The organism is Pseudomonas sp. GL_135 (assembly GCF_057834665.1).
Genome location: NZ_CM174408.1, coordinates 4,219,284 through 4,240,680, shown reverse-complemented (window position 1 = coordinate 4,240,680; position 21,397 = coordinate 4,219,284). Strand labels below are relative to the sequence as shown.

21 protein-coding genes are annotated in these 21,397 nt (G+C 59.9%); 17 read left to right on the top strand and 4 right to left on the bottom strand.

What is annotated here, in order from left to right; translation table 11 throughout:
* Positions 1–22: 22 nt before the first annotated feature.
* From AC3ISG_RS18760 to AC3ISG_RS18740, 5 genes are all read left to right on the top strand, one after another.
* Entirely contained in the window at positions 23–796 is a 774-nt protein-coding gene (locus AC3ISG_RS18760) for a class II glutamine amidotransferase (RefSeq protein ID WP_205484527.1), read from the top strand.
* A gap of 13 nt (positions 797–809) precedes the next feature.
* Positions 810–1,334 (top strand): DUF2937 family protein, encoded by a 525-nt coding sequence (locus tag AC3ISG_RS18755; protein ID WP_122623074.1) that lies wholly within the window; start codon positions 810–812, stop codon positions 1,332–1,334.
* 344 nt (positions 1,335–1,678) lie between these two features.
* Entirely contained in the window at positions 1,679–2,443 is a 765-nt protein-coding gene (locus AC3ISG_RS18750) for a 5-oxoprolinase subunit PxpA (protein ID WP_489297685.1), read from the top strand.
* Positions 2,440–3,144, top strand: a complete 705-nt coding sequence (locus AC3ISG_RS18745; RefSeq protein WP_489297684.1) for a 5-oxoprolinase subunit B family protein — start codon at positions 2,440–2,442, stop codon at positions 3,142–3,144. Before AC3ISG_RS18750 ends, AC3ISG_RS18745 begins: the two co-directional genes overlap by 4 nt.
* A complete protein-coding gene (locus tag AC3ISG_RS18740) occupies positions 3,141–4,067 on the top strand; it encodes a 5-oxoprolinase subunit C family protein (RefSeq protein WP_489297683.1) in 927 nt (308 codons plus the stop codon). The genes AC3ISG_RS18745 and AC3ISG_RS18740 overlap by 4 nt, the downstream gene beginning before the upstream one ends.
* A gap of 726 nt (positions 4,068–4,793) precedes the next feature.
* Here the strand turns inward: AC3ISG_RS18740 and AC3ISG_RS18735 are convergent.
* Both AC3ISG_RS18735 and AC3ISG_RS18730 read right to left on the bottom strand, forming a co-directional pair.
* Positions 4,794–5,972, bottom strand: a complete 1,179-nt coding sequence (locus AC3ISG_RS18735; protein WP_122537461.1) for a vWA domain-containing protein — start codon at positions 5,970–5,972, stop codon at positions 4,794–4,796.
* Between the two features lie 45 nt (positions 5,973–6,017).
* The gene (locus AC3ISG_RS18730; RefSeq protein ID WP_122537462.1) at positions 6,018–6,863 is read right to left on the bottom strand and encodes an AAA family ATPase; all 846 of its coding nucleotides are present in this window, start codon (positions 6,861–6,863) and stop codon (positions 6,018–6,020) included.
* Between the two features lie 285 nt (positions 6,864–7,148).
* Here AC3ISG_RS18730 and AC3ISG_RS18725 point away from each other — a divergent pair, with 285 nt between their 5' ends.
* Positions 7,149–8,597 (top strand): DUF6538 domain-containing protein, encoded by a 1,449-nt coding sequence (locus AC3ISG_RS18725; protein ID WP_489297682.1) that lies wholly within the window; start codon positions 7,149–7,151, stop codon positions 8,595–8,597.
* A 112-nt stretch (positions 8,598–8,709) separates the two neighbouring features.
* On the opposite strand, the gene AC3ISG_RS18720 is transcribed toward AC3ISG_RS18725, so the two are convergent.
* Complete coding sequence (locus AC3ISG_RS18720; RefSeq protein WP_489297681.1) at positions 8,710–9,120, bottom strand: hypothetical protein; 411 nt, start codon at positions 9,118–9,120, stop codon at positions 8,710–8,712.
* A 198-nt stretch (positions 9,121–9,318) separates the two neighbouring features.
* Between AC3ISG_RS18720 and AC3ISG_RS18715 the strand changes: the two genes are divergently transcribed.
* The 7 genes from AC3ISG_RS18715 (at position 9,319) to AC3ISG_RS18685 (ending at position 15,158) form a co-directional block, all read left to right on the top strand.
* Complete coding sequence (locus tag AC3ISG_RS18715) at positions 9,319–9,876, top strand: recombinase family protein (protein WP_489297680.1); 558 nt, start codon at positions 9,319–9,321, stop codon at positions 9,874–9,876.
* Positions 9,877–10,386: 510 nt separating this feature from the next.
* Positions 10,387–10,755 carry a hypothetical protein gene (locus AC3ISG_RS18710; protein WP_489297679.1) on the top strand — a complete coding sequence of 123 codons (369 nt, stop codon included), beginning with the start codon at positions 10,387–10,389 and terminating at the stop codon, positions 10,753–10,755.
* A 194-nt stretch (positions 10,756–10,949) separates the two neighbouring features.
* The gene (locus AC3ISG_RS18705) at positions 10,950–11,927 is read left to right on the top strand and encodes a hypothetical protein (RefSeq protein WP_489297678.1); all 978 of its coding nucleotides are present in this window, start codon (positions 10,950–10,952) and stop codon (positions 11,925–11,927) included.
* A 406-nt stretch (positions 11,928–12,333) separates the two neighbouring features.
* Positions 12,334–13,311, top strand: coding sequence for a hypothetical protein (locus AC3ISG_RS18700; RefSeq protein WP_489297677.1), 978 nt, complete (start codon positions 12,334–12,336; stop codon positions 13,309–13,311).
* Positions 13,312–13,580: 269 nt separating this feature from the next.
* Complete coding sequence (locus tag AC3ISG_RS18695) at positions 13,581–13,922, top strand: HNH endonuclease (protein WP_489297676.1); 342 nt, start codon at positions 13,581–13,583, stop codon at positions 13,920–13,922.
* Between the two features lie 496 nt (positions 13,923–14,418).
* Complete coding sequence (locus AC3ISG_RS18690) at positions 14,419–14,649, top strand: DUF4160 domain-containing protein (protein ID WP_122623078.1); 231 nt, start codon at positions 14,419–14,421, stop codon at positions 14,647–14,649.
* Complete coding sequence (locus tag AC3ISG_RS18685; protein WP_489297675.1) at positions 14,646–15,158, top strand: DUF2442 domain-containing protein; 513 nt, start codon at positions 14,646–14,648, stop codon at positions 15,156–15,158. The genes AC3ISG_RS18690 and AC3ISG_RS18685 overlap by 4 nt, the downstream gene beginning before the upstream one ends.
* A gap of 154 nt (positions 15,159–15,312) precedes the next feature.
* On the opposite strand, the gene AC3ISG_RS18680 is transcribed toward AC3ISG_RS18685, so the two are convergent.
* Complete coding sequence (locus AC3ISG_RS18680) at positions 15,313–16,386, bottom strand: AsmA family protein (protein ID WP_489297674.1); 1,074 nt, start codon at positions 16,384–16,386, stop codon at positions 15,313–15,315.
* 126 nt (positions 16,387–16,512) lie between these two features.
* Between AC3ISG_RS18680 and cysK the strand changes: the two genes are divergently transcribed.
* The 4 genes from cysK (at position 16,513) to AC3ISG_RS18660 (ending at position 21,063) form a co-directional block, all read left to right on the top strand.
* Positions 16,513–17,487 carry a cysteine synthase A gene (cysK, locus tag AC3ISG_RS18675; RefSeq protein WP_489297673.1) on the top strand — a complete coding sequence of 325 codons (975 nt, stop codon included), beginning with the start codon at positions 16,513–16,515 and terminating at the stop codon, positions 17,485–17,487.
* A 158-nt stretch (positions 17,488–17,645) separates the two neighbouring features.
* On the top strand, positions 17,646–18,584 hold the full coding sequence (locus tag AC3ISG_RS18670) for an aspartyl/asparaginyl beta-hydroxylase domain-containing protein (RefSeq protein ID WP_489297672.1): 939 nt from the start codon (positions 17,646–17,648) through the stop codon (positions 18,582–18,584).
* Between the two features lie 208 nt (positions 18,585–18,792).
* On the top strand, positions 18,793–19,650 hold the full coding sequence (locus AC3ISG_RS18665; protein ID WP_122537805.1) for a glyoxalase: 858 nt from the start codon (positions 18,793–18,795) through the stop codon (positions 19,648–19,650).
* 3 nt (positions 19,651–19,653) lie between these two features.
* Complete coding sequence (locus AC3ISG_RS18660; RefSeq protein WP_489297671.1) at positions 19,654–21,063, top strand: alginate export family protein; 1,410 nt, start codon at positions 19,654–19,656, stop codon at positions 21,061–21,063.
* Positions 21,064–21,397: the final 334 nt, after the last annotated feature.

The window sequence follows — 21,397 nt, the reverse complement described above, 5'->3', positions numbered from 1 at the left end:
TTCACCGCACCGAGACCTGAGCATGTGTGAACTCCTGGGCATGAGTGCCAACGTACCGACAGACATCGTGTTCAGCTTCACCGGGCTGATGCAGCGCGGTGGTCGCACCGGTCCGCACCGCGACGGTTGGGGCATCGGTTTCTACGAAGGCCGGGGCCTGCGCCTGTTTCAGGACCCTGCCGCGAGCAGCGAGTCGGAAGTCGCGCAACTGGTGCAGCGTTACCCGATCAAGAGCGAGGTGGTCATCGGCCACATTCGTCAAGCCAACGTCGGCAAGGTCTGCCTGTCCAACACCCATCCCTTCGTCCGCGAACTGTGGGGGCGCAACTGGTGTTTCGCCCACAACGGTCAGCTCGCAGATTTCCACCCCGGCGCGACTTTCTATCGGCCGGTGGGCGATACCGACAGCGAAGCGGCGTTCTGCGACCTGCTCAACCGGGTGCGCGAAGCATTTCCCGAGCCGGTCGAGATCGAGCAGTTGCTGCCGACACTGGTCGAGGCCTGCAGCGAATACCGCAGCAAAGGCGTGTTCAATGCACTGCTCAGTGATGGCGACTGGCTGTTTTGCTACTGTTCGACCAAGCTGGTGCACATCACCCGCCGCGCCCCGTTCGGGCCGGCGCGCCTCAAAGACGTCGACGTCATCGTCGATTTCCAGGCGGAGACCACGCCCAACGATGTGGTGACGGTGATCGCCACCGAGCCACTGACCGAAAACGAGACCTGGAACCGCTACGAGCCAGGTCACTGGAGTCTTTGGCGCCGCGGCGAATGCGTCGTCGAAGGTTCGGCCTGAAAGAGAGGGATCTATGCTGCGCAGCTATATACGACTGGTGTTGTTCACGGCAGGCCTGTTGATAGGCGTGCAGATTCCGGGGTTTATCAGCGACTACACCAAGCGCGTCGAAGCGCACATGCTGGAAGCCCAGCAAAGCCTGCGCGGCTATAACGAGACTGCCCTGCGGTTCTTCAATGGCGACGTGCAAGCGCTGATCCAGCATTACCGCACCAGCGATGACCCGGTGTTCCGCACCGACGCCGACAACATCAATAATCTGCTCACCCGCAACCAGACCCTCGACCGCGAATGGCTCGCGTTGCAAGGCCCGTGGTACGCCCGCGCCTGGCATGTGCTGACTGACGCTGACACCGCGATCCGCACCGAGACCTGGAATGGCTATACCTGGCAGGTGCTGTTGTCGCCGGAAGTCATCGGCTGGGGCCTGCTGTGCGCGCTGCTGTTTTCGCTGGTCATCGAAAGCATTGTGGTGTTCATCGACTGGATATTCGTCGGTCGGCACCACGTGCGGCCGGTGGGGCGCGACTGGCGCTGAGGCGGATTGTCCGGCTTGGCTTGCGTTGATGGTGATGCTGCCGACGCCTTCCCGGCTAAAGCCGGTCCCACTAAAGACCGCGCGTGCCCATTGGGACTTCCTGACACGCCGCGCACCCAGTGGGACCGGCTTCAGCCGGGAAGGGGCCGTCCCGGTCAGCAAAGATCCCTCGCACCGTTCACTTTTTCTTATCCTCCCCCCGCGCTTTTATTCGTTGGACGCTTTGGCCATTCGCGCCGAAGAATGCTCCCATCCGCACAGCCCTGTGTCCCGCGCTGCCAACCCGATGACCCCGCGCGTACACTCGAGCTTCTTCCCGTTTCGTTCGCACAGGAGTCACGCCTTTGAGCCGCCTGTTATTGAATTGTGATATCGGCGAAAGCTACGGCGCCTGGACCATGGGTCTGGACGCCGAGGTCATGCCCTACATCGATTGCGCCAACATCGCCTGCGGCTTTCACGCCGGGGACCCGAGCGTCATGCGCAAGACCGTCGCGCTGGCCCTGGCCAACAACGTCACCATTGGCGCGCACCCTGCTTATCAGGATCTGGTGGGTTTCGGGCGTCGCTCGATGGCCTGTTCCCCGCAAGAGATTCAAGACTTGCTGCATTACCAGATCGGCGCGCTCGACGGCGTTTGCCGAGCCCAAGGCAGCTACGTCAGCTACGTCAAGCCCCACGGCGCGATGTACAACGACATGATGGCCAACCCGACCCAACTGCGCGCGGTTATCGAAGCCATCGCCCGTTACAACCCTGAACTGCCGCTGATGCTGCTGGCCATGCGCGACAACTCGGCAGCGCAGGCCATCGCCGATGAATTCGGCGTCACGCTGTGGTTCGAAGCCTTCGCCGATCGCGCCTACGACAGCGTGGGGCGGCTGGTCTCGCGCAACCTGCCCGGCGCGGTGCATCACGATGCAGAAGTCATCATCGCCCAGGCCATGACCTTGTCCCGAGGCGAAGCACTGATTGCCAGCGATGCCAGCGAGCTGCGGCTCCAGGCCCACACCTTGTGCGTGCATGGCGACAACGCCAGCTCCATCGACGCGGTCCAGCGCATTCGTCAGGCCTTGAACGCCGCTGACGCCGGACCGTCTGCCCTGTGAACCTGCGCATCGAAGTCGTCGCCATCGACTGCCTGATGGTCCGTCTGTTCGACGCCATCGACGAAGCCAACATGCCGTGGATGCTCGCCGCGACGATGCGTCTGCGCGAGGGCTTTGATGCGCAGTTGATTGATTTGGTGCCGTCCTACACCACGCTGATGGTGCATTACGATCTGTTGGCGCTGAGTCCGACACAGGCGCGGGCAATCATTACTGATGCGCTGACTGACCTTTCACCCGACGCCACCCAAAGCTGTCGGCAGCATGTGTTGCCGGTCTGGTACGACTTAAGCGTCGGGCCCGAGTTAAGCCTGTTGTCCAGGCGCAGCGGGTTGTCAGTCGACGAGGTGATTCGCCGCCATAGCCAGCGCGAGTATCAGGTTTTCGCCCTTGGCTTCGCACCGGGGTTTGCGTTCATGGGGCTGGTGGAAGAAGTCCTCGCCGCGCCGCGAATCAAGACACCCCGCAAGCGTGTCGCGGCGGGAAGTGTCGGCATCGCCGAACGGCAAACCGCGGCCTACCCGCTGGAGTCGCCCGGCGGCTGGAACATCCTCGGGCGCACCCCGGCCAAACTCTTTGATCGCGAAATCGACGGCTACAGCCTGATGCAGCCCGGCGATACCGTACGCTTTGCCGCCGTTGATCACGCCGAGTTCATGCGTCTGGGCGGCGACGACACGCCGCTGGAGGGCCTGGCATGAGCGCGTTGACGGTCAAAAGCAGCACGCCGCTGTGCCTGTTGCAGGACGTTGGACGGTTTGGCGTAAGACACCTCGGCGTGACCCAGGGCGGGGCGCTGGATTGGGTGTCGATGTCGTGGGCCAACAAGCTGTTGAATAACGCTCTGGACGCCGCTGTTATCGAAGTGACCCTGGGCGGTCTGACGCTGCTGGCTGAATCCGACTGCTGCCTGGCGCTGGCCGGTGCGGATCTGGGCGCCGTGCTCGACAATCGACCGATTGCGCCGTGGCGCAGCTTCTTCGTGCGCAAAGGCCAGCAGCTATCTTTTACCCGGCCCATCACCGGTGCTCGCGCGTACCTCGCGGTCCCCGGCGGATTCGCGGCGCTCGAGGTGCTCGGCAGTTGCGCCACCGTCGCACGAGAAGGGCTGGGCGGGCTCGAAGGAAGCGGCAAGGCGCTGGCTGAAGGTGATCAACTGGCTTATTCAGGGGCGTCATTTGAGCTGCACGCGCTGCCCGATCATCTTATTCCCGACTTTTCCGATCAGCGCCCGCTGGACGTGGTGCTGGGTGCACAGATCGGCCAGTTCAGCGGCTTGAGCTTATTCGATGCGTTCAACAGCGACTGGACCCTCGACAGCCGCGCCGACCGCATGGGCATGCGCCTGCTGGGGCCGGAGCTGGTTTACCAGGGCAAACCGATGATCTCCGAAGGCATCCCGCTCGGCGCGATTCAGGTCCCGCCGGATGGCCAGCCGATCATCCTGCTCAACGACCGCCAGACCATCGGCGGCTACCCAAGACTCGGCGCCCTGACGCCGATGTCACTGGCCCGGCTGGCGCAAAAGCTGCCGGGGAGTGTGGTGCGGATGAAAGCGGTCGTGCAGGACGTTGCACATCGGGAGCAGGTGGATTTTCTGAATGTTGTCCACCGTCCTCTCTAATGTGTGGCCGGTCGTCTGGATGCCTCGCAATCGTCCCGCGAGCACCGTCCTTGTGGGGTAACCGGGGCGGCGCTCCACCTTGCTCACGAAAGCGGCATTTCAGTCGCTAAAGATTCAGTGAATGTACTGACCTCTTCGCGAGCAAGCTCGCTCCCACGATGGAGCTGCGTTTGCCGGAATATCGGCGTCATGCACTGAACCTGTGGGAGTCAGCTTGCTGGCGAATGCGCTGGGTCAGGCGAAGTTGATGGCTCAGGCGGTCCCCACTCGCAAGCAAGCTCGCTCCCACGATGGAGCTGCGTTTGCCGGAATATCGGCGTCATGCACTGAACCTGTGGGAGTCAGCTTGCTGGCGAATGCGTTGGGTCAGGCGAAGTTGATGGCTCAGGCGGTCCCCACTCGCAAGCAAGCTCGCTCCCACGATGGAGCTGCGTTTGCCGGAATATCGGCGTCATGCACTGAACCTGTGGGAGTCAGCTTGCTGGCGAATGCGCTGGGTCAGGCGAAGTTGATGGCTCAGGCGGTCCCCACTCGCAAGCAAGCTCGCTCGCACGTTGGAGCTGCGTTTGCCGGAATATCGGCGTCATGCACTGAACCTGTGGGAGTCAGCTTGCTGGCGAATGCGCTGGGTCAGGCGAAGTTGATGGCTCAGGCGGTCCCCACTCGCAAGCAAGCTCGTACACAGGGGAAAATTAGCGAAGTCGTTATGACCTTGGTACTAAAACCTCACTTCGCCAAATACCGCATCCCTTCCTCCAGCCCGCGCAATGTCAGGGGGTACATCTGGTCTTCGATCAAGTCCCGCACAATGTTGGTGGAGGTGGTGTAGGCCCAGGCGTCTTTGGGGTACGGGTTGATCCAGATGATTTTCTTGAACTTGGCCATGAACCGCTGCATCCAGACGTAGCCCGCTTCTTCGTTCCAGTGCTCGACGCTGCCGCCCGGTTGGGTGATTTCGTAGGGCGCCATGGCGGCGTCGCCGATGAAGATCACTTTGTAGTCAGCGCCGTATTTATGCAGCAGGTCCTGGGTGGCGGTGCGCTCGGAGGTGCGGCGCTGGTTGTTCTTCCACACCGATTCGTAGACGAAGTTATGGAAGTAGAAATACTCCATGTGCTTGAACTCGGTCTTGCAGGCTGAAAAGAGTTCTTCGCAGATCTTCACGTGCGCGTCCATCGAGCCGCCGATGTCGAACAACAGCAACAGTTTGATCGTGTTGCGGCGTTCCGGGCGCATCTGGATGTTCAGCAGGCCGGCGTCACGGGCGGTGTGATCGATGGTGCCGTCGATGTCCAGCTCGTCCGCCGCACCCTGGCGCGCGAACTTGCGCAGGCGCCGCAGGGCGACTTTGATGTTGCGCGTGCCCAGTTCAACCCCGTCGTCGAGGTTCTTGTACTCGCGTTGATCCCAAACCTTCGCTGCCTTGCCCTGACGCTGGCCGGCGTCGCCCACCCGAATCCCTTCTGGGTTGTAACCGCCTGAGCCAAACGGGCTGGTGCCGCCGGTGCCGATCCATTTGTTGCCGCCGGCGTGGCGCTCCTTTTGCTCTTCCAGACGCTTCTTGAATTCTTCGATCAGCTTGTCCAGGCCACCCAGGGACTGGATCTGCGCGCGCTCTTCAGCGGTCAGCGAGCGCTCGAACTCCTTGCGCAGCCAGTCCTCGGGGATCAACGCCTGCAGATGATCATCGAGCTTTTCCAGGCCATTGAAGTAAGCGCCGAACGCCCGGTCAAACTTGTCGAAATGGCGCTCGTCCTTCACCAGAATCGTGCGCGACAGGTAATAGAACTCGTCCATGTCAGCGAATGTCACACGCTGCTTCAGCGCGTTGATGAGGTCGAGCAGTTCACGCAACGAAACCGGCACTTTGGCCGCACGCATTTCGTTGAACAGGTTAAGCAACATAGTCGGCGTCCCGCGCTTGATCTAAATAAGCTTGACCAAAAAGGCTCAGCGATTGCCGCGACGGCTCATGAACGCCAAGCGCTCAAGCAGGTGCACGTCCTGCTCGTTTTTGACCAGCGCACCGGCCAGCGGCGGGATGGCTTTGGTGGGGTCGCGCTCGCGCAGTACCGCTTCGCCGATGTTGTCGGCCATCAGCAGTTTGAGCCAGTCCACCAGCTCGGAGGTCGAGGGTTTTTTCTTCAGGCCCGGGACTTTGCGCACGTCGAAGAACACGTCCAGCGCCTCGCTGACCAGGTCCTTTTTGATGTCCGGGTAATGCACGTCGACGATCTTCTGCAGGGTGCTGCGATCGGGAAACGCGATGTAGTGAAAGAAGCAGCGGCGCAGGAAGGCGTCCGGCAGCTCTTTTTCGTTGTTGGACGTAATGATGATGATCGGGCGCTTTTTGGCCTTGATCGTTTCGTCGATCTCGTAAACGTAGAACTCCATTTTGTCGAGTTCTTGCAGCAAGTCGTTGGGGAACTCGATGTCTGCCTTGTCGATCTCGTCGATCAACAGGATCACCCGCTCTTCGGATTCAAAGGCTTCCCAGAGCTTGCCCTTCTTCAGGTAGTTGCGCACGTCGTGGACTTTGTCGACGCCCAGCTGCGAGTCGCGCAGGCGGCTGACCGCGTCGTACTCATAGAGGCCCTGATGGGCCTTGGTGGTCGATTTGATGTGCCAGGTGATCAGCCGCGCGCCGAAGGACTCGGCCAGTTGCTCGGCGAGCATGGTCTTGCCGGTGCCGGGCTCGCCCTTGACCAGCAGCGGGCGCTCCAGGGTGATGGCGGCATTGACCGCAAGCTTCAGATCGTCGGTGGCGACGTAGGCGTGGGTGCCTTCGAATTTCATGGGGAAAATCCTCGAACAGCGCGAACAGGCCTGTGGCCTGAACCGCGCAAGGTAGGGCGCAAAGAGTGCAGCGACTATACCGCGCACCCCGCGCCACTGTGAACGCAGACGCTTTATTCAGTACCTGAGTCGTCGGTACACTCAGGAACCGAAAAGTTGGCCGCTACCCTTGTAGAATAAGGCTTACAGCCGATTCAGCTTGTGACACATGGCCGAGCATTCAGCGCTTGGATGTGACCGACGCCCCAGACATGCGTGCGTACCACGTGCCCCGGAGAATTCAGAATGTCCTATTTGTCTCGACGCGATGGCCGGTATCACTACCGCCGCCGGTTCCCTGCTGATGTCGCAGCAATCGTAGGTCGGGGAGAGTTCCGGAAGGCGTTGGGAACGGCTGACCGGGCAGAAGCGCTGCGGCTTGCTCGGCAGGTCTCCGTGGAGTTCGACAAGCTATGCGCGCAGGCGGCTTCAGGGATAGCTACAAGCACCGGCGGGCCACCAGTTAGCGAACGGACACGCGTTGACGCTGGCGCAGTTCTTAGCGGCTTGCAGGCGATGGTGGAGCGGGTGACATTGCAGGCTGTACAGACGATGCACCCCAAGGGCGAGCGCTTGGCTAAGACTTGGCAGGCTGAGTTGGAATGGCAGGAGCGGGCATGGCAGGCGATTGTGGACGGCATCCATCCTAATGCAGCCGACTATCATCCGCTCGAAGCTATGGCTGCGCTGAAGGCCCTTCGTGCAGTTCGGGAGGGTTCGCCAATGCAAGTTCAGAGCGTCCCTAGTGAAGTAGAACCGGTAGCCGGACAGCGTCGTACAGGTGATGACGACTCTCGGACTGGTGCTGAATTCAGGGAAGCCCTAGACGGGTATTGCGAACGGGTTAGCTCCGGGCGCGCATCTATCATGCGAAAGCTTTGCGGCGACGTGTTGCTGTGGCCTAGTACGCAGGCGCAACAGGTGCAGCGCATCATGCAGTACGCCGAAGGCAAGCTATCTGGCGGCGGTAAGGCCAGTTCGGTCCATACCCAAGCTGCCGGACTAATTACTATCTTGCGAGAGCTTTCGGGATGGAGCGGTATTTCCCTTCCGAAGACTGGCGCTGTTGCACGTGCCGTGAGGTCCGGTGGTGGCTTGTCCAAAGATGCGAGAGACCCTATGCCTTTGGATGTGCTCAAGGTTGTGCAGATGAGCTTGGACAGTCGCGGCGACGAGGTGGACGCAACGGCCGCTCGCTTGTTGGCACGGTACGGGCTTCGACCTATCGAGCTGTTGCAGGAAGGGGTGGGCGCTCTGTCCGAGCGTGTGGACATACTTGGGAAGCGGGAGCTTGTGTTCCGTGCCGGACTATCGGGCGCTAAAAACTCTGCCAGTCGGCGAGACTTACCGGTCCACGACGATGATGTCGCAGCTTTCAAACTCGTTTTATCCGCTGTGGATTTGCCAGAGACGGCGACGAAGACACAGCGCGAAAGGCGGGCGCGTCAGCGTGTGATGCGTTTGAGTGCTGCTGTGCGCATCGGCCTGCGTGGGCAACCTGAGCGACTGAGCCTCTACAGTCTCCGTCATACATGCGCGGATTTACTCCGAGCCGCCGGGGCGACCGGCGAGGAAGTTGGGGCAGTGCTGGGACACGCTGGCAAGGGATCAAAGGCGACTAGCATTTATGGCGGAACCGCACCGCTCGACCGCCCTCGGTTGCTACTGTCGAAGGTGCGCGAGCTGCTGGCGTGAGGTTGGAATGCGAGTTCTATACGCAGGCTAAAAATGCTGATCCCGTGCGCTAGGGTCTCCGATGAAAATCACGTCCTCACTCCCCCGTACCCTGCCATCCGCAGGGTGGTTATTACATTGTCAGGGGACGCGAGCCGCGCGCTTCTAGCCAGCTTGCGTCAATGTCTTGGGCGTCACCAATAACGATGATGTTGCCAATTTCCTTGATCCCGTCAAGCAGATCTAACACTTGGCGAGAGGTGTGTAGAGCAAGGACAGTTCCATATGCCTTGTAGCGATCAAGTGTGTTGGTCGAGTCTAAGGAGACGCTGACGCCATCCATGGTGACGCGCGCGTTAGCCTGTAACTTGTTCAGCACGGGCTGCGTTATTACGTCTTCCAGATATGTGGCACTGTTTTTGAAATTGACGACGATGGTAAGGGTTGTACCTGCTGCTTTGGCTTCGGCGATCCCAAAGGCGAGTGCGGCACTTAGCTCATCTTGATCGGCGTGCTTCGGCACGTAGTGGGCATGAAAGGGCACGATGATGCATCCATGGCTGTTGGCAGGCAAACATAGCATGTAGGGCTCGATTCGTTTAGCTCAAAAGGTGCACGCTGTGAGCTATGCGCTAACGGTAGTGATTAAGTGGCTCAAATGTGTTGACACGTACTGAGCTACCCAGCATGATGTGAGCCATAGGTTCTGAGCTACTCAGGCCACCCACTCAGGATTCTCATCATGGCTACCATCGGATATGTGCGCGTCTCCACTCACGACCAAAGCGTCGATGCTCAAAAGCATGGTCTGTCGGAAACCTACAACGTTGAGGAGTGGTACGAGGACAGTGGTGTATCAGGCGCTGTGAAGGCCTTGGACCGCCCCGGCTTCGCTGCCCTTGTTGCCTATGTCCGTCGTGGGGATACGCTTGTGGTAAGTGCGGTAGACCGCCTGGGCCGCGATACGCTGGACGTGCTGAACACCGTAGAGGTGTTGCAGGCGAAAGGGGTCAGCATCATCTCCAAGCGCGAAGGCTTCGACCTGGGCACACCGATGGGCAAGGCGATGCTTACCATGCTGGCCGCTGTAGCGGAGCTGGAGCGTTCAAACATCAAGGCGCGGCAAATGGCGGGCATCGAGCGTGCAAAGGCTGAGGGCAAGGCGCTGGGCCGCGAGAAGGTCATCGACGATGCTCAGGTTAGCGCATGGCGCGTTACGCAAGGTGCCAGCATCAAGGCGACTGCCGAGCACTTCAGCATCTCGGTAGCTTCGGTCAAGCGGGCATGTGCCGCCGTCTGACACGCGCTGGATCGGCTGTACAGTTTGATGTCACATACAGTGGTAAGAATGCAAGCGCCATGAACTGGGGCGGTTGGTCTCAAGAGGCCATTGACCACACCATGAACGTAGCGCTCCGCATGATGGATGACACCCTGCTGTTCGGGCGTGTTGGCTAGAAGTGACATACCGGGTAAGGGAAACCCTACATCTTCCCTAGTTGGTGCGCCGGTTGTCATGGGCCGGTGAAGCAGCAGCCGTTGTACGTTTCGGCTGCTGTCGCACCACCTAACCTAAGCCCGATCACGTGACCGCCTGCACTCGCAACCTCTTAGCGCTCGTGTCGTGAACGCGTCAGCATCCATCCTCGCACCACCTCGTAAACCAGCAGTTCCTGTACTGCTACGCCTACCGTCTTCACCCTGTGGACAACCTGAATTAATCCGTCGCCACACGCCTGGAGTTCCCGGCCTGTCTGGTGATTCCCTTTTGCCGTTTCGGCACCATTCCTACAACAAGGAGTACACCAAGATGAAGGCAAGCTACCTCGCTGGCGGGCGTAAACCCATCGGTCAAGCCATGATTATCCGGTCATTGCGTGCTTTAAACGCACGTCAGGAACCAGCAACAGCCGGTGCCATCCGCCGCCAAGAACCAAAACTGTCCCGCAGCACACTTATGGCCGGGCTGGCCTCGTTGGTTCGTACTGCCGGTCTTATCCCCAAGCCATTGGATGGGGCACCATCAATCAACACGTACACCCTGGCTACGTATGCTCATCGGGTTGGCGTCAATCTCAGCGATACCGATTTGCGCTACTACACCAAGATGGAGAACACCGCCCTACTGATGCTCTCCGAACACGAGAAAACTAAGTCGGTATTAACTCATGGCGCGTAAACGGAAGGTAACAACCGAGACAGTAAAGGCAAGCGCATTAGAGCTTCTAGACTTAACGCTTCGGGCAACTAATAAAAGGTTTGAGGATGCCATGCGAGATGATTATCCCTGTGAGGCTGCCCTTATTAGCGCGTCGGTGTCATTGCTGAAACTTGTCGAGGCTAAGGGTTCTTTGACTGAGGACGACCAAACCAATGAGTTGGCTGCCCAGCGTAGAGCATTTGCTGAGCGTAAGCCAATTGCGAAAAAAACTCCCGAAGACATCGCCGCGTTATACGGAGATGGTAATTGATGGACAGATAATGACAAGATTAAAAGACTTACAGCGGCAAGCGCACGCCGCGATGCCTGTATTCCCTACCTGTAAGTGGCACGAACAAACCGACGTACCTTTTGTAATACGAGCATTGAAAGATGCGGGCATCTCCCTGGCGCAACTCAGTCACTACGTAGCGAAGGCTGAGCAGTACAAACTCACGCATGGCGAGTTGGCGGGTTGGACAGTCCACGGCGGCGGTGATGCGCAGTCCGTTTACCGTGAACACTTCAAGCGTGAGCAGGCGTCACGTAGGCAGGCACAGAAAGAGCTGGCCGCCATTGGGCACAAGGCGTTGTATCCGACCTACCATGCTGTGCGCGACATGTTGACGGCAGCCCACGATAGCGCGTTCGAAACGGTACGCCCGAGTGGTCGTGAGATACTGCGAGGCTTGCACACTGATCAAGAGGTCGTTGTCACGTTTGCCAAACGCGTGCCTAGGAAGCACACCCGGCGTGCCCTGAGCGAACTACAGAGCCACCCCACGAGTAAGCGCTTAGAGAAGCAGGGACTACGTGGTGCACGTGATATTGCCGCAATCACCGGAGCATCTATGGCGGGTAGCGTTGCAGAGCTATACCGGCGTGCAGACGTAGCCAAGCGTCTAGAGCAACAGGATGTGCTGGTGCTAGAAGTAGCTGACCTCAAGGCTCGCTTGGCCGCACTGGAAGCCCGTGCAACCGCATCTGAGGCTCGACATGAAATAACCGAGGCGGGTGGTCATTGGCATGAGGTAGCGTCCCGTATGCGTGCTGATGGCGCTTCCTATGGTGCTATCGCCAAATCTACTGGGCAGGGCCGCAGCACTGTTAGTCAATTCCTTCTCCGCCAGCAATCGGCAAAGCAAGGGTGAGGTTTTAAGTACGTAGTACTAGAGGAATTTGCCGCAATCGGCTGTACACCCCTGTGTACAGCTGCCGTGTACAGCCTAAATAAACCGCCAATAGGTACCGCCCATTCGGGATGGCGCCGCCGTGGGCGCCAGGAAGGAATCATATGACCAGTATGCAGTATCCAAACTTAACAACCGAACAGCAGCTAAGGATAGCTTTTGCTTACCTAGCCCTGCCCGAATCGGGCAGGTTGGAATCGATGCACAAATACATGAAGTACGCGAACAAGTGGATGTTGTGGAATCGCCCCTTTGACGAGTTCCCTTTACTCAAACACGCGAAGGCCTTCCTCTAACTGCTGCACTCCCTAACTCAAAACTTACCAAACTTCCGTGCGCTTATCGCGCCATAAGCAGAGATGAATCCATGACCCCTAAAAATAAAGTATCGAATTCCACCGTAACCGCCGTCGATAACGAGCGCGCCCGTGCACTACTTGCGTTGATGTCCACCACGATTGAACTTGTCCGAGACGATGCTCCTCATATTGTGATCCCTGAAATGCCCGAGTCGTATCCGCAGGTTCAGCGAGGAATCGAACGGATGACGGCACAGTTCATCGACCCTGCCCGAGCCGAAAGCCGACGCACGAGCGCTGATGATGTAGAGACTGAATTCCTCACAGTGCTGACTAACGCGCAAGACAACGGGTTTGACTTCGCTGAGCTCGCTAAGGTCTTGACCTACCGCAAGGACCGAGACCGGTCTCGTAGTTTGCAGGACAGCTACGTTAGATCCTCTAGCGCCAAGGCGGAGAAGCTGGGCGAACGGGTTTGTCAGTGGTTGCAAGACCTCCTCGACGTACTCGCTATTCGGGATGTTGTTGGCGTTGGTGTGGTGAAGGATGCTGCCGAGGCCAGCAACAAGACACTGGCGGCAGTGGCGCTGGACTTGATGATCAGAGAAACAAGCAACGCTTCGGGTGCCTCAGAGCTGAACACAGTTGCGGCTGGCCGTGGACTGATGACCCTGGCCCAAGCGGGTATCGTCCCTGCTGACCTCCAGCAGGGCGACCTCGAACAGGTCGCTGCGCTCGCTGGATTCGCCATCTATCCCGAAGGCCTCAAGAGCTTTGGTCAGCGTCATGCGCCGTTGAGCATCCGAGTAGGTCGCAGCGTCATTAAGGTCGATACCCAATCCGCAGTGCTGTACCACGAGGCAACTACCCCGCAGCAGGGCACAACCTTGTTGCCGCGTACTGCCCTCGTGGCTGCGTCTGAGGCTGCGCTGTTGGGTGCTCAAGCGATGATCGACAACCAGCTTGCTGGTATGCCGCACCGCTTCCATAGCGCCGCAGACGACGGCTCCAGCAGCCTAGACGCGGCCCGTCGCAGCACCATCTAACCACCTCCACCACCACCATCGCAGCCGCCATCACCCTAAATGCAGGGAGGCACGCGGCTGCCCGCAATTCAGGTCCATTCATGCGCCATCATCCAATACCGCTGGAGTGGGTACGTAAGCACCTCGCCATAGACAGCACTTCACCTACCGGCCTCCGCTGGGCCGAACGTCCGACCAACAGTCGGAGAGCAGGGGCAGTAGCAGGCAGCACCAATGGGCGGGGCTACTATCAGGTCCGCTGTCGCGGCTTTTCACTGCGGACGAACCGAGTGATCTACGCCCTGCACTATGGTGTAGACCCTGGCGATGCGCTGGTGGATCACCGCGACGGCAACCGGGCGAACAATGACCCGGCGAATCTACGCCTGTGCACGGTTGCACAGAACACACAGAACCAGACCCTCGCCCGACACAACCGCAGCGGCGTCAAAGGCCTGTGCTACTGGACAGTGCGTAACCGTTGGCGCTGCGAGATTGGGGTACGCGGGAAGCGAGCCACTCGCTCGTTCCCTTCTGATCAGAAGGCGGAGGCAATCCGCTGGCTGAGGGCTACCCGAGACGCCTTGCACCGAGAGTTCGCCAACCATGGAACGCCTCCACTCTCGGCCTGATTTAGGCGGAAGCTTTCACCGCCTTTGCACGAAGCTTGCCGCCACCCCATATCAGGAGCCATGCAAGCAGGACAGTAACGAGGCCCATTCCAACGTGTGAGCCGTTACCGCCCGGCATAGCTCCAATTGCTCCGGCGATGATGCGCGTGATTCCAGAGAACGCCCAGATACAGCCAACAATTGTCAATATCCATCCCATGATTCTCATGTTCGATCCGTCTAATAGTGCCGGTATGGCGCAGTTGAATGTTAGCTGACATGGCGATGTGCTGCTACGAGATAGCCGGCGTTGAAGTGATGCGCAGCGTCTTGGCATCGGGGCACACGGCGGGTGCACATGTGCGCATCATTGGTAGTGAACACGGCTGAGAGCCCCGTTTTACAAGGCTTTATCAAGTATCGGTTGTTTAGTACCTGAATGGGGCGTCACGACCTGACCGGCTAAAATTTGTAAATGCCGTTGAGGTATCGCCAAAATAGCGATACCTTGCTGCGCATGTCGACCAAATACAGATTCAGGGACAAATACAGGATTCAACTGCGGGAAAAGGATCACCTGCCGCCCCACGTGCACCTCACCGGTGGCGGGCTGGATGTGTTGATCTGTCTGCAGTTGGTTGAACCCATGCTCGGCTACGCCCCGGCCGCCGTCCTCAGGGAGGCGCTCGAATGGGTAAGGGCCCACCAAACAGAATTGCTGGAGGAATGGAAACGATGGCATCCATGAAACGCCCACGCCTCAAGACCGTAGAGGCGTTGGCTCACCAAAAATTGGCGCTTACATTTATCAACGACGTGAAATATGTCCTTGACCTGAGCGGCGACATCGCTGCATTTCCGGGGCTGCAACCGCTGAAGGATCCGAACGTGTTCAAGCAGGCTCAGATCGGCGACGACGGCTGGACCGTCGAGTGGGCGGGGCCCGACATCCAGATCGGCGCCGACACCCTTTACCTGGACGCCAAGGCGCAGGCCGCTACCGACGAAAACACGCGGATTTTCATCGGCTGGCGCGCGCGCACCGGATTGCCGCTGGCCTTGGCGGCCGAGGCACTGGGGGTCAGCACGCGCAGCATCACCCGCTACACCAACGGCAGCGAGGCCGCACCGCGCACGCTGGCGCTGGCGTGCCTGGGATGGGATGCGTTACAGAATCAGCCAGATAACGGCTTGATGGTGGCGGAGAAGCGCGCGGCCTATGGCGTTGATAAGCCGAGCGGGGAAGGTGAGGCGTGAGCCAGGCACGCGATGGCGTTATTTCAGCCATTACGTATCGCTGAAATAACGCTTCGCGAGCAAGCTCGCTCTCACATTGACCGCGTTTGGCGCGTCACAACCCGGCATCGACAAGACGGGTAGCCTCTCGCACACGACTTACCGAGCGACAGGCTTACTTCGCCTCGCTCTTGCCACTGTCATAGCGCGTGTTGAACGCCTTCACGAAGGCATTGCGCAGGATCTGCAAAAACGCCTCGAACGCATTGATGTCCTGCTTGTGGACACTGCCGCTAAGTTCGACGCGGGTTGCGAACTGGTTCTTGCCTTGATTCTTGAGGACCGTTTCGCCGCCGCCGACCACGGCTTCCCAGATCGAGCGGAAGAAGCCTTTGTTCTGATTCTCGACATCCTGTTGCCAGTCGAATACGTCGACGTTACGCAGCAGGGGCTTTATGTAGCCGCTGAGCTGGCCATTGGTGGCCTGCGCCTCGACGACCACATCGCCGTCGCCCGCGTTGAAGTCGAATTTACCGTACGCCGAGGCGAAGTCGTTCAGGCGCTTGAGCTGGATACCGGTCGCGCGTAGCTTGAAGTCAAAGTCCTCCAGGCTGAACGGGTCGAAGGTTGCGGTGCTTTCCAGCGGCGCGTGGCCCAGCAGCATGGCCTTGCCCTCGAAACGGGCATCGCGCTTGCCGGCCTTGTCTTCGACGTTGGTCAGGTTATAGATGCTGGCGTTGATGTTATCGGCATCGATTTTCACTTTCGGCGTCGAGTTGAAATTGCTGAAGGTGATCTTGCCGTCCTGAATGCGCAGCTCGTTGAGGGTGATCGGCAGCAGCTTGTCCAGCTGAGCGCGCCAGTCAGTGCCGGCACCGGTCTGGGACTGGCGCTTGTCCGGGCCACCGTCGACGAAGTTGAGTTCGGGGCTGACGAACGCGACCTCGGCGACCACGGCATGGTCGTACCAGAGCGAATGCCAGCTGACAGCAAGGTCGATGACCGGTGCATCCAGCAGCGGCACCGGGACCTTGCCGTCGACCTTGATGATTTTCAGACCGTTGATCCGGTACGCCCCGCGCCACAGGGCCAGGTCCACGTCGGTAACCTGACCGCGGTAGTCGCCCATGTCTGCCAGCTTGTCATTGAGATAATTGCGCACCACGTAGGGCAGCGCGATATGCACCGCGATGAGCAGCACCACCAGGCCAACAATTGTCCATAACGGCCAGCTGTAACGACGTTTCATGCTTCCACCCTCCAGTCACGTAGTTTTGTTGACTGCTGGCGATGTGATCGGTTCGCTTCGACTGGACGTTGCACCGGCTCAAGGCATAGGCTTTGAGCTTTTCCAAACCTGCACAAGGACCCGGTCATGAGCCGTATTTACGCAGATAACGCCCATTCCATCGGCAACACGCCACTGGTGCAGATCAACCGAATCGCGCCGCGCGGGGTCACCATCCTGGCCAAGATCGAGGGGCGTAATCCGGGGTATTCCGTCAAATGCCGGATCGGCGCGAACATGATCTGGGACGCCGAAAGCAGCGGCAGACTCAAGCCCGGCATGACCATCGTCGAACCCACGTCCGGCAATACCGGCATCGGCCTGGCATTTGTCGCCGCAGCCCGTGGTTACAAGCTGACCCTGACCATGCCGGCCTCCATGAGTATAGAGCGGCGCAAGGTGCTCAAGGCCCTGGGCGCCGAACTGGTACTGACCGAGCCGGCGCTGGGGATGAAAGGCTCCATCGCCAAAGCCGAGGAGCTGCTTGCCAGTGATCCCGGCACGTACTTCATGCCGGCGCAGTTCGAGAACCCGGCCAACCCGGCCATTCACGAGAAGACCACCGGGCCGGAAATCTGGAACGACACCGACGGCGCCATCGACGTGCTGGTCGCGGGCGTCGGCACCGGCGGCACGATCACCGGGGTTTCGCGCTACATCAAGCACGCCATGGGCAAGCCGATCATTTCGGTGGCGGTAGAACCCATGGGCTCGCCGATCATCACGCAAGCGATGGCCGGTGAAGAGATCAAACCCAGCCCCCACAAGATTCAGGGCATCGGCGCGGGTTTCATCCCGAAAAACCTCGACCTCTCGATCGTCGACCGCGTCGAACTGGTCAGCGACGAGGAAGCCAAAGACATGGCGCGGCGGCTGATGCAGGAGGAGGGGATTCTCTGCGGCATCTCCTGCGGCGCGGCCATGCACGCCGCGGTGCGACTGGCCGAGAAGCCGGAAATGCAGGGCAAGACGATCGTAGTGGTGCTGCCGGATTCGGGTGAGCGCTACTTGTCGAGCATGCTCTTCAGCGACCTGTTTACTGAACGCGAGCTGACCCAATAGTCGTGTCCGCGGCCGCTTCGGCTTTTTACCCGGCGGACTAAAGCTTATGATGGCCGCCATTCGAAACCCGCCGGAAGATTGTCCCAGGTCATCCGGCAGCGGTTTCAGCAGCGTAAGCTTCGGGCCGCGCCGTTCGGCCCTGTTCCAAGGAGAGTTTCATGACCCTTTCTTTTGCTGTCAAAGCGGCGATTCTGCTGCTGTTTGTCGGCAGCACGCTGTACGTGCATCTGCGCGGCAAGGCGCGTTTGCCGGTATTGCGCCAGTTCGTGAATCACTCCGCACTGTTCGCCCCCTATAACGCCTTGATGTACCTGTTCTCCAGCGTGCCGTCCAAGCCGTACCTGGACCGCAGCAAGTTTCCCGAGCTCGATGTGCTGCGCGACAACTGGGAAACCATTCGTGACGAAGCCATGCACCTGTTCGACGAAGGCTATATCCGTGCCGCCGCCAAGGACAACGATGCGGGTTTCGGGTCGTTCTTCAAGAAAGGCTGGAAGCGTTTTTACCTGAAGTGGTATGACAAACCGCTGCCGTCCGCCGAGGCGTTGTGCCCCAAGACCGTCGAACTGGTCAGCCGTATTCCCAATGTCAAAGGCGCGATGTTCGCCCTGTTGCCCGGCGGCAGCCACCTGAATCCGCACCGCGACCCGTTCGCCGGCTCCCTGCGTTATCACTTGGGTCTGTCGACGCCGAACTCCGACGATTGCCGCATCTTCGTTGACGGTCAGGTCTACGCCTGGCGCGACGGTGACGACGTGATGTTCGACGAAACCTACGTGCACTGGGTCAAGAACGAAACCGACGTCACCCGCGTGATTCTGTTCTGCGACATCGAGCGGCCGCTGAGCAATCGCCTCATGACCGCCCTCAACCGTCGGGTCAGCGCGTTTCTGGGTCGAGCCACCGCGCCGCAGAACACCGATGACGAGCGCGTCGGCGGAATCAATCAGGCTTATGCCTTCAGCAAGCGGTTCAGCAACAGCTTCAGCGGCAAGGTCAAGCAGTTCAAGCGCGCCAACCCCAAGGCCTATCGCATCTTGCGTCCGGTGCTGGCAGTGCTCGTGCTGACGCTGCTGGGCTACTGGCTATTCGGCTGAACGAACGGCTTTATCAAGCGCCGTTGCACCCCGTGCAGCGGCGTTTTTTTATGCCTGGCGCCAGGGCATAACCGGCAAATAGCACGTCTATTCAATCCTCCTCGGGCCAGTCGGCGGACCCTGCGTCCAGCCCTTTTACCCGGAGACATTGTTCATGCGCGCCAGATTCCTGATGCTTTCCGCCACGCTGTTTGGCTTGGCCGGTCCGATGGCGGCTGTGGTTGTGCCCACCGTTGCCTTTGCCCAATCCGCCGCCGTGGCCGTTGCCCCGCAATACGACACCACCCATGTGTACGTGGCCCCCGCAGACGTGGACCGCTTCGTTCAGAGCTTTACCGCCACGTTTGGCGGACAGAGCACGCCGCAGGTGGTGGTCAACGTGTTGCCGGTGCCGAGCAGCACCACGTCCCAACTGATTCAGACCCCGGTCGGCACGGTTTCGCTGTTCGGTTTCAAGACCCCGATCCCGCGTCCGTTTGGCGATGAGCGCAACGGGTATCTGGTCAAGGACATGGACGTTGCGATCAAAGAGGCCCGTCAGGCCGGCGCCGACGTGATCGTCTCCGATTTCCCGGACCCGATCGGTCGCGACGCCGTCGTGCAGTGGCCGGGAGGGGTGAACATGCAGCTTTACTGGCACACCAAAGTGCCGAATTACGCGCCGTTCCAGACCATTCCAGAGAACCGCGTCTACGTCTCCAATGACCGGGCTGCAGCTTTCGTGAAAGCGTTTGTCGCGTTCTCCCACGGCAAAGTCGTCAGTGACGAGCAGAAAGCACCGGGCATCGAAATCGGCCGCGCTGATGCTACGTTCCACCGCATTCGCATCGAGTCGCCGTTTGGCAAAATGGTCGTGCTGGCCACCGACGGCCATCTGCCGTATCCGTTCGGCCACGACAACACCGGCTACGAAGTCGCTAATTTGCAGGACACCTTGGGCAAGGCCAAAGCAGCGGGCGTGAACGTGCTCGTCGAGCCGTTCACGAGCGAGGGGCGCACGGCAGCAGTCGTTGAGTTTCCGGGTGGCTACGTTGCTGAAATTCATCAGACCGCTGCGGCCGGTTGACCGATGGCGCGTACTCGATTCGCGGCAGGTGTGAGCGGTCTGTGCCTGGCCGTGGCGTTGCCGATGGTCAGCAGCCCGTCCCGTGCTGCCGACGCTGAAGCCAGGCCGACGATCAAGACCAATCGCTGGCAGGAGGATTGGTCGGTGCTCGCCAATCCGACCCTCAGGACCGCACCGCTGGACAGTCTCAAATACATCCCGTTGTCCGCCGACAATCCTCAGACCTACCTCTCACTGGGCAGCACGTTGCGTGAGCGCTTCGAGATGAACGACGCCAGCGCGTTCGGCACCCGCAATGTGGCCCGCGACAGGTATCGGCTGCAGCGCTTTCAGGTCCACGCCGATCTGCACTTCAACGAGAACTGGCGCGTGTTCACGCAGTTGGAGGACGTGCGCGCCTATGACAAGACCACGATTGGTGGCGCTGATCAGAACCGTACCGACCTGCGCCTGGCGTTTCTGGAGTACACCAAAAAGCTGGGCGACAACACGTTCAAGGCGCGGGTCGGGCGGCAGGATTTCGCGTTCGACCTGCAGCGCTTTATTTCTTCCCGCGACGGGCCCAACGTGCGCCAGTCGTTCGATGCGTTGTGGGCGGACTGGGAGACCGGCTTGTGGCGCTTCATCGCGATCGCCAGTCGACCGGTGCAGTATCAGGACGAGCGCCACTTCGACGATCGCTCGAACCATGAATTTCGCTTCCACATGCTCCGCGCCGAGCGTCGGGTCGGCGGCAGTAACGAGCTCTCGGCGTACGTCGGCCTGTATGAACGCGACGACGCCAGTTACCTGGACGCCAGTGGTGCAGAACACCGGAACATCTTTGACGCTCGATTGGGCGGCGCGGCCGATGGCTACGACTGGGACCTGGAAGCGATGGGGCAGACCGGTTCGGTCGGCGCCAAAAGCATTCGCGCCTGGGCGGCGGGCAGTCGCGTGGGTTACACGTTTGCCGACATCAGCTGGACGCCGCGGTTGGGCCTGCAACTGGACGCGGCCTCGGGCGACCGAAACAACGGCGATGGCACACTGGGCACGTTCAATCCGCTGTTCCCCAATGGCTACTACTTCTCGCTGGGGGGCTACACCGGTTATGCCAACATCCTGCACGTCAAACCGTCGATTACCATCAAGCCCATCGCCAAGCTGAGCATTCAGACGGCCCTCGGCCTGCAATGGCGTGAGACCACCGAAGACGCCGTTTACGTGCAGCCCAACATTGCGGTGGCGGGGACGGCGGGGCAGGGCAGTCGCTGGACCGGCGCGTATGGACAGGTGCGCACGGACTACGCGTTCACCGGCAATCTGAGCGGCGCGATCGAAGCGGTGCACTACGACGTCGGCCAGTCAGTGCGCGATGCCGGCGGGCACGATAGCAACTACCTCGGCGTTGAGTTGAAGCTGTCCTGGTAGGGCTCTCTTGTTAGTAGCGCATCAGGGTCATTCACGACGTCGCGCTATGGCATTGCACGAGGCACCGATCGCTGGTTATAGTCGGCCTCGTTGCCGTAACACCTGGCAACACCGAGTCACTCCTTTCAGAAGATGAGCACGATGCCTGCATCCAGCAAACGGTTCGCTTTATCCGCCACGGCTTACGCTGTTGCGGAACCGTGCAGCTGCATGCAAATCGCCGTCATCACGCGCTACCCGCCACCCCCACCTGTGAACAGTCCTGTCGTGTGCGCCGTTGCACCGCCAGGGGTCGTTGTGCTCGGCTGATCGACTGCCTCAACGCTGTCGGTCC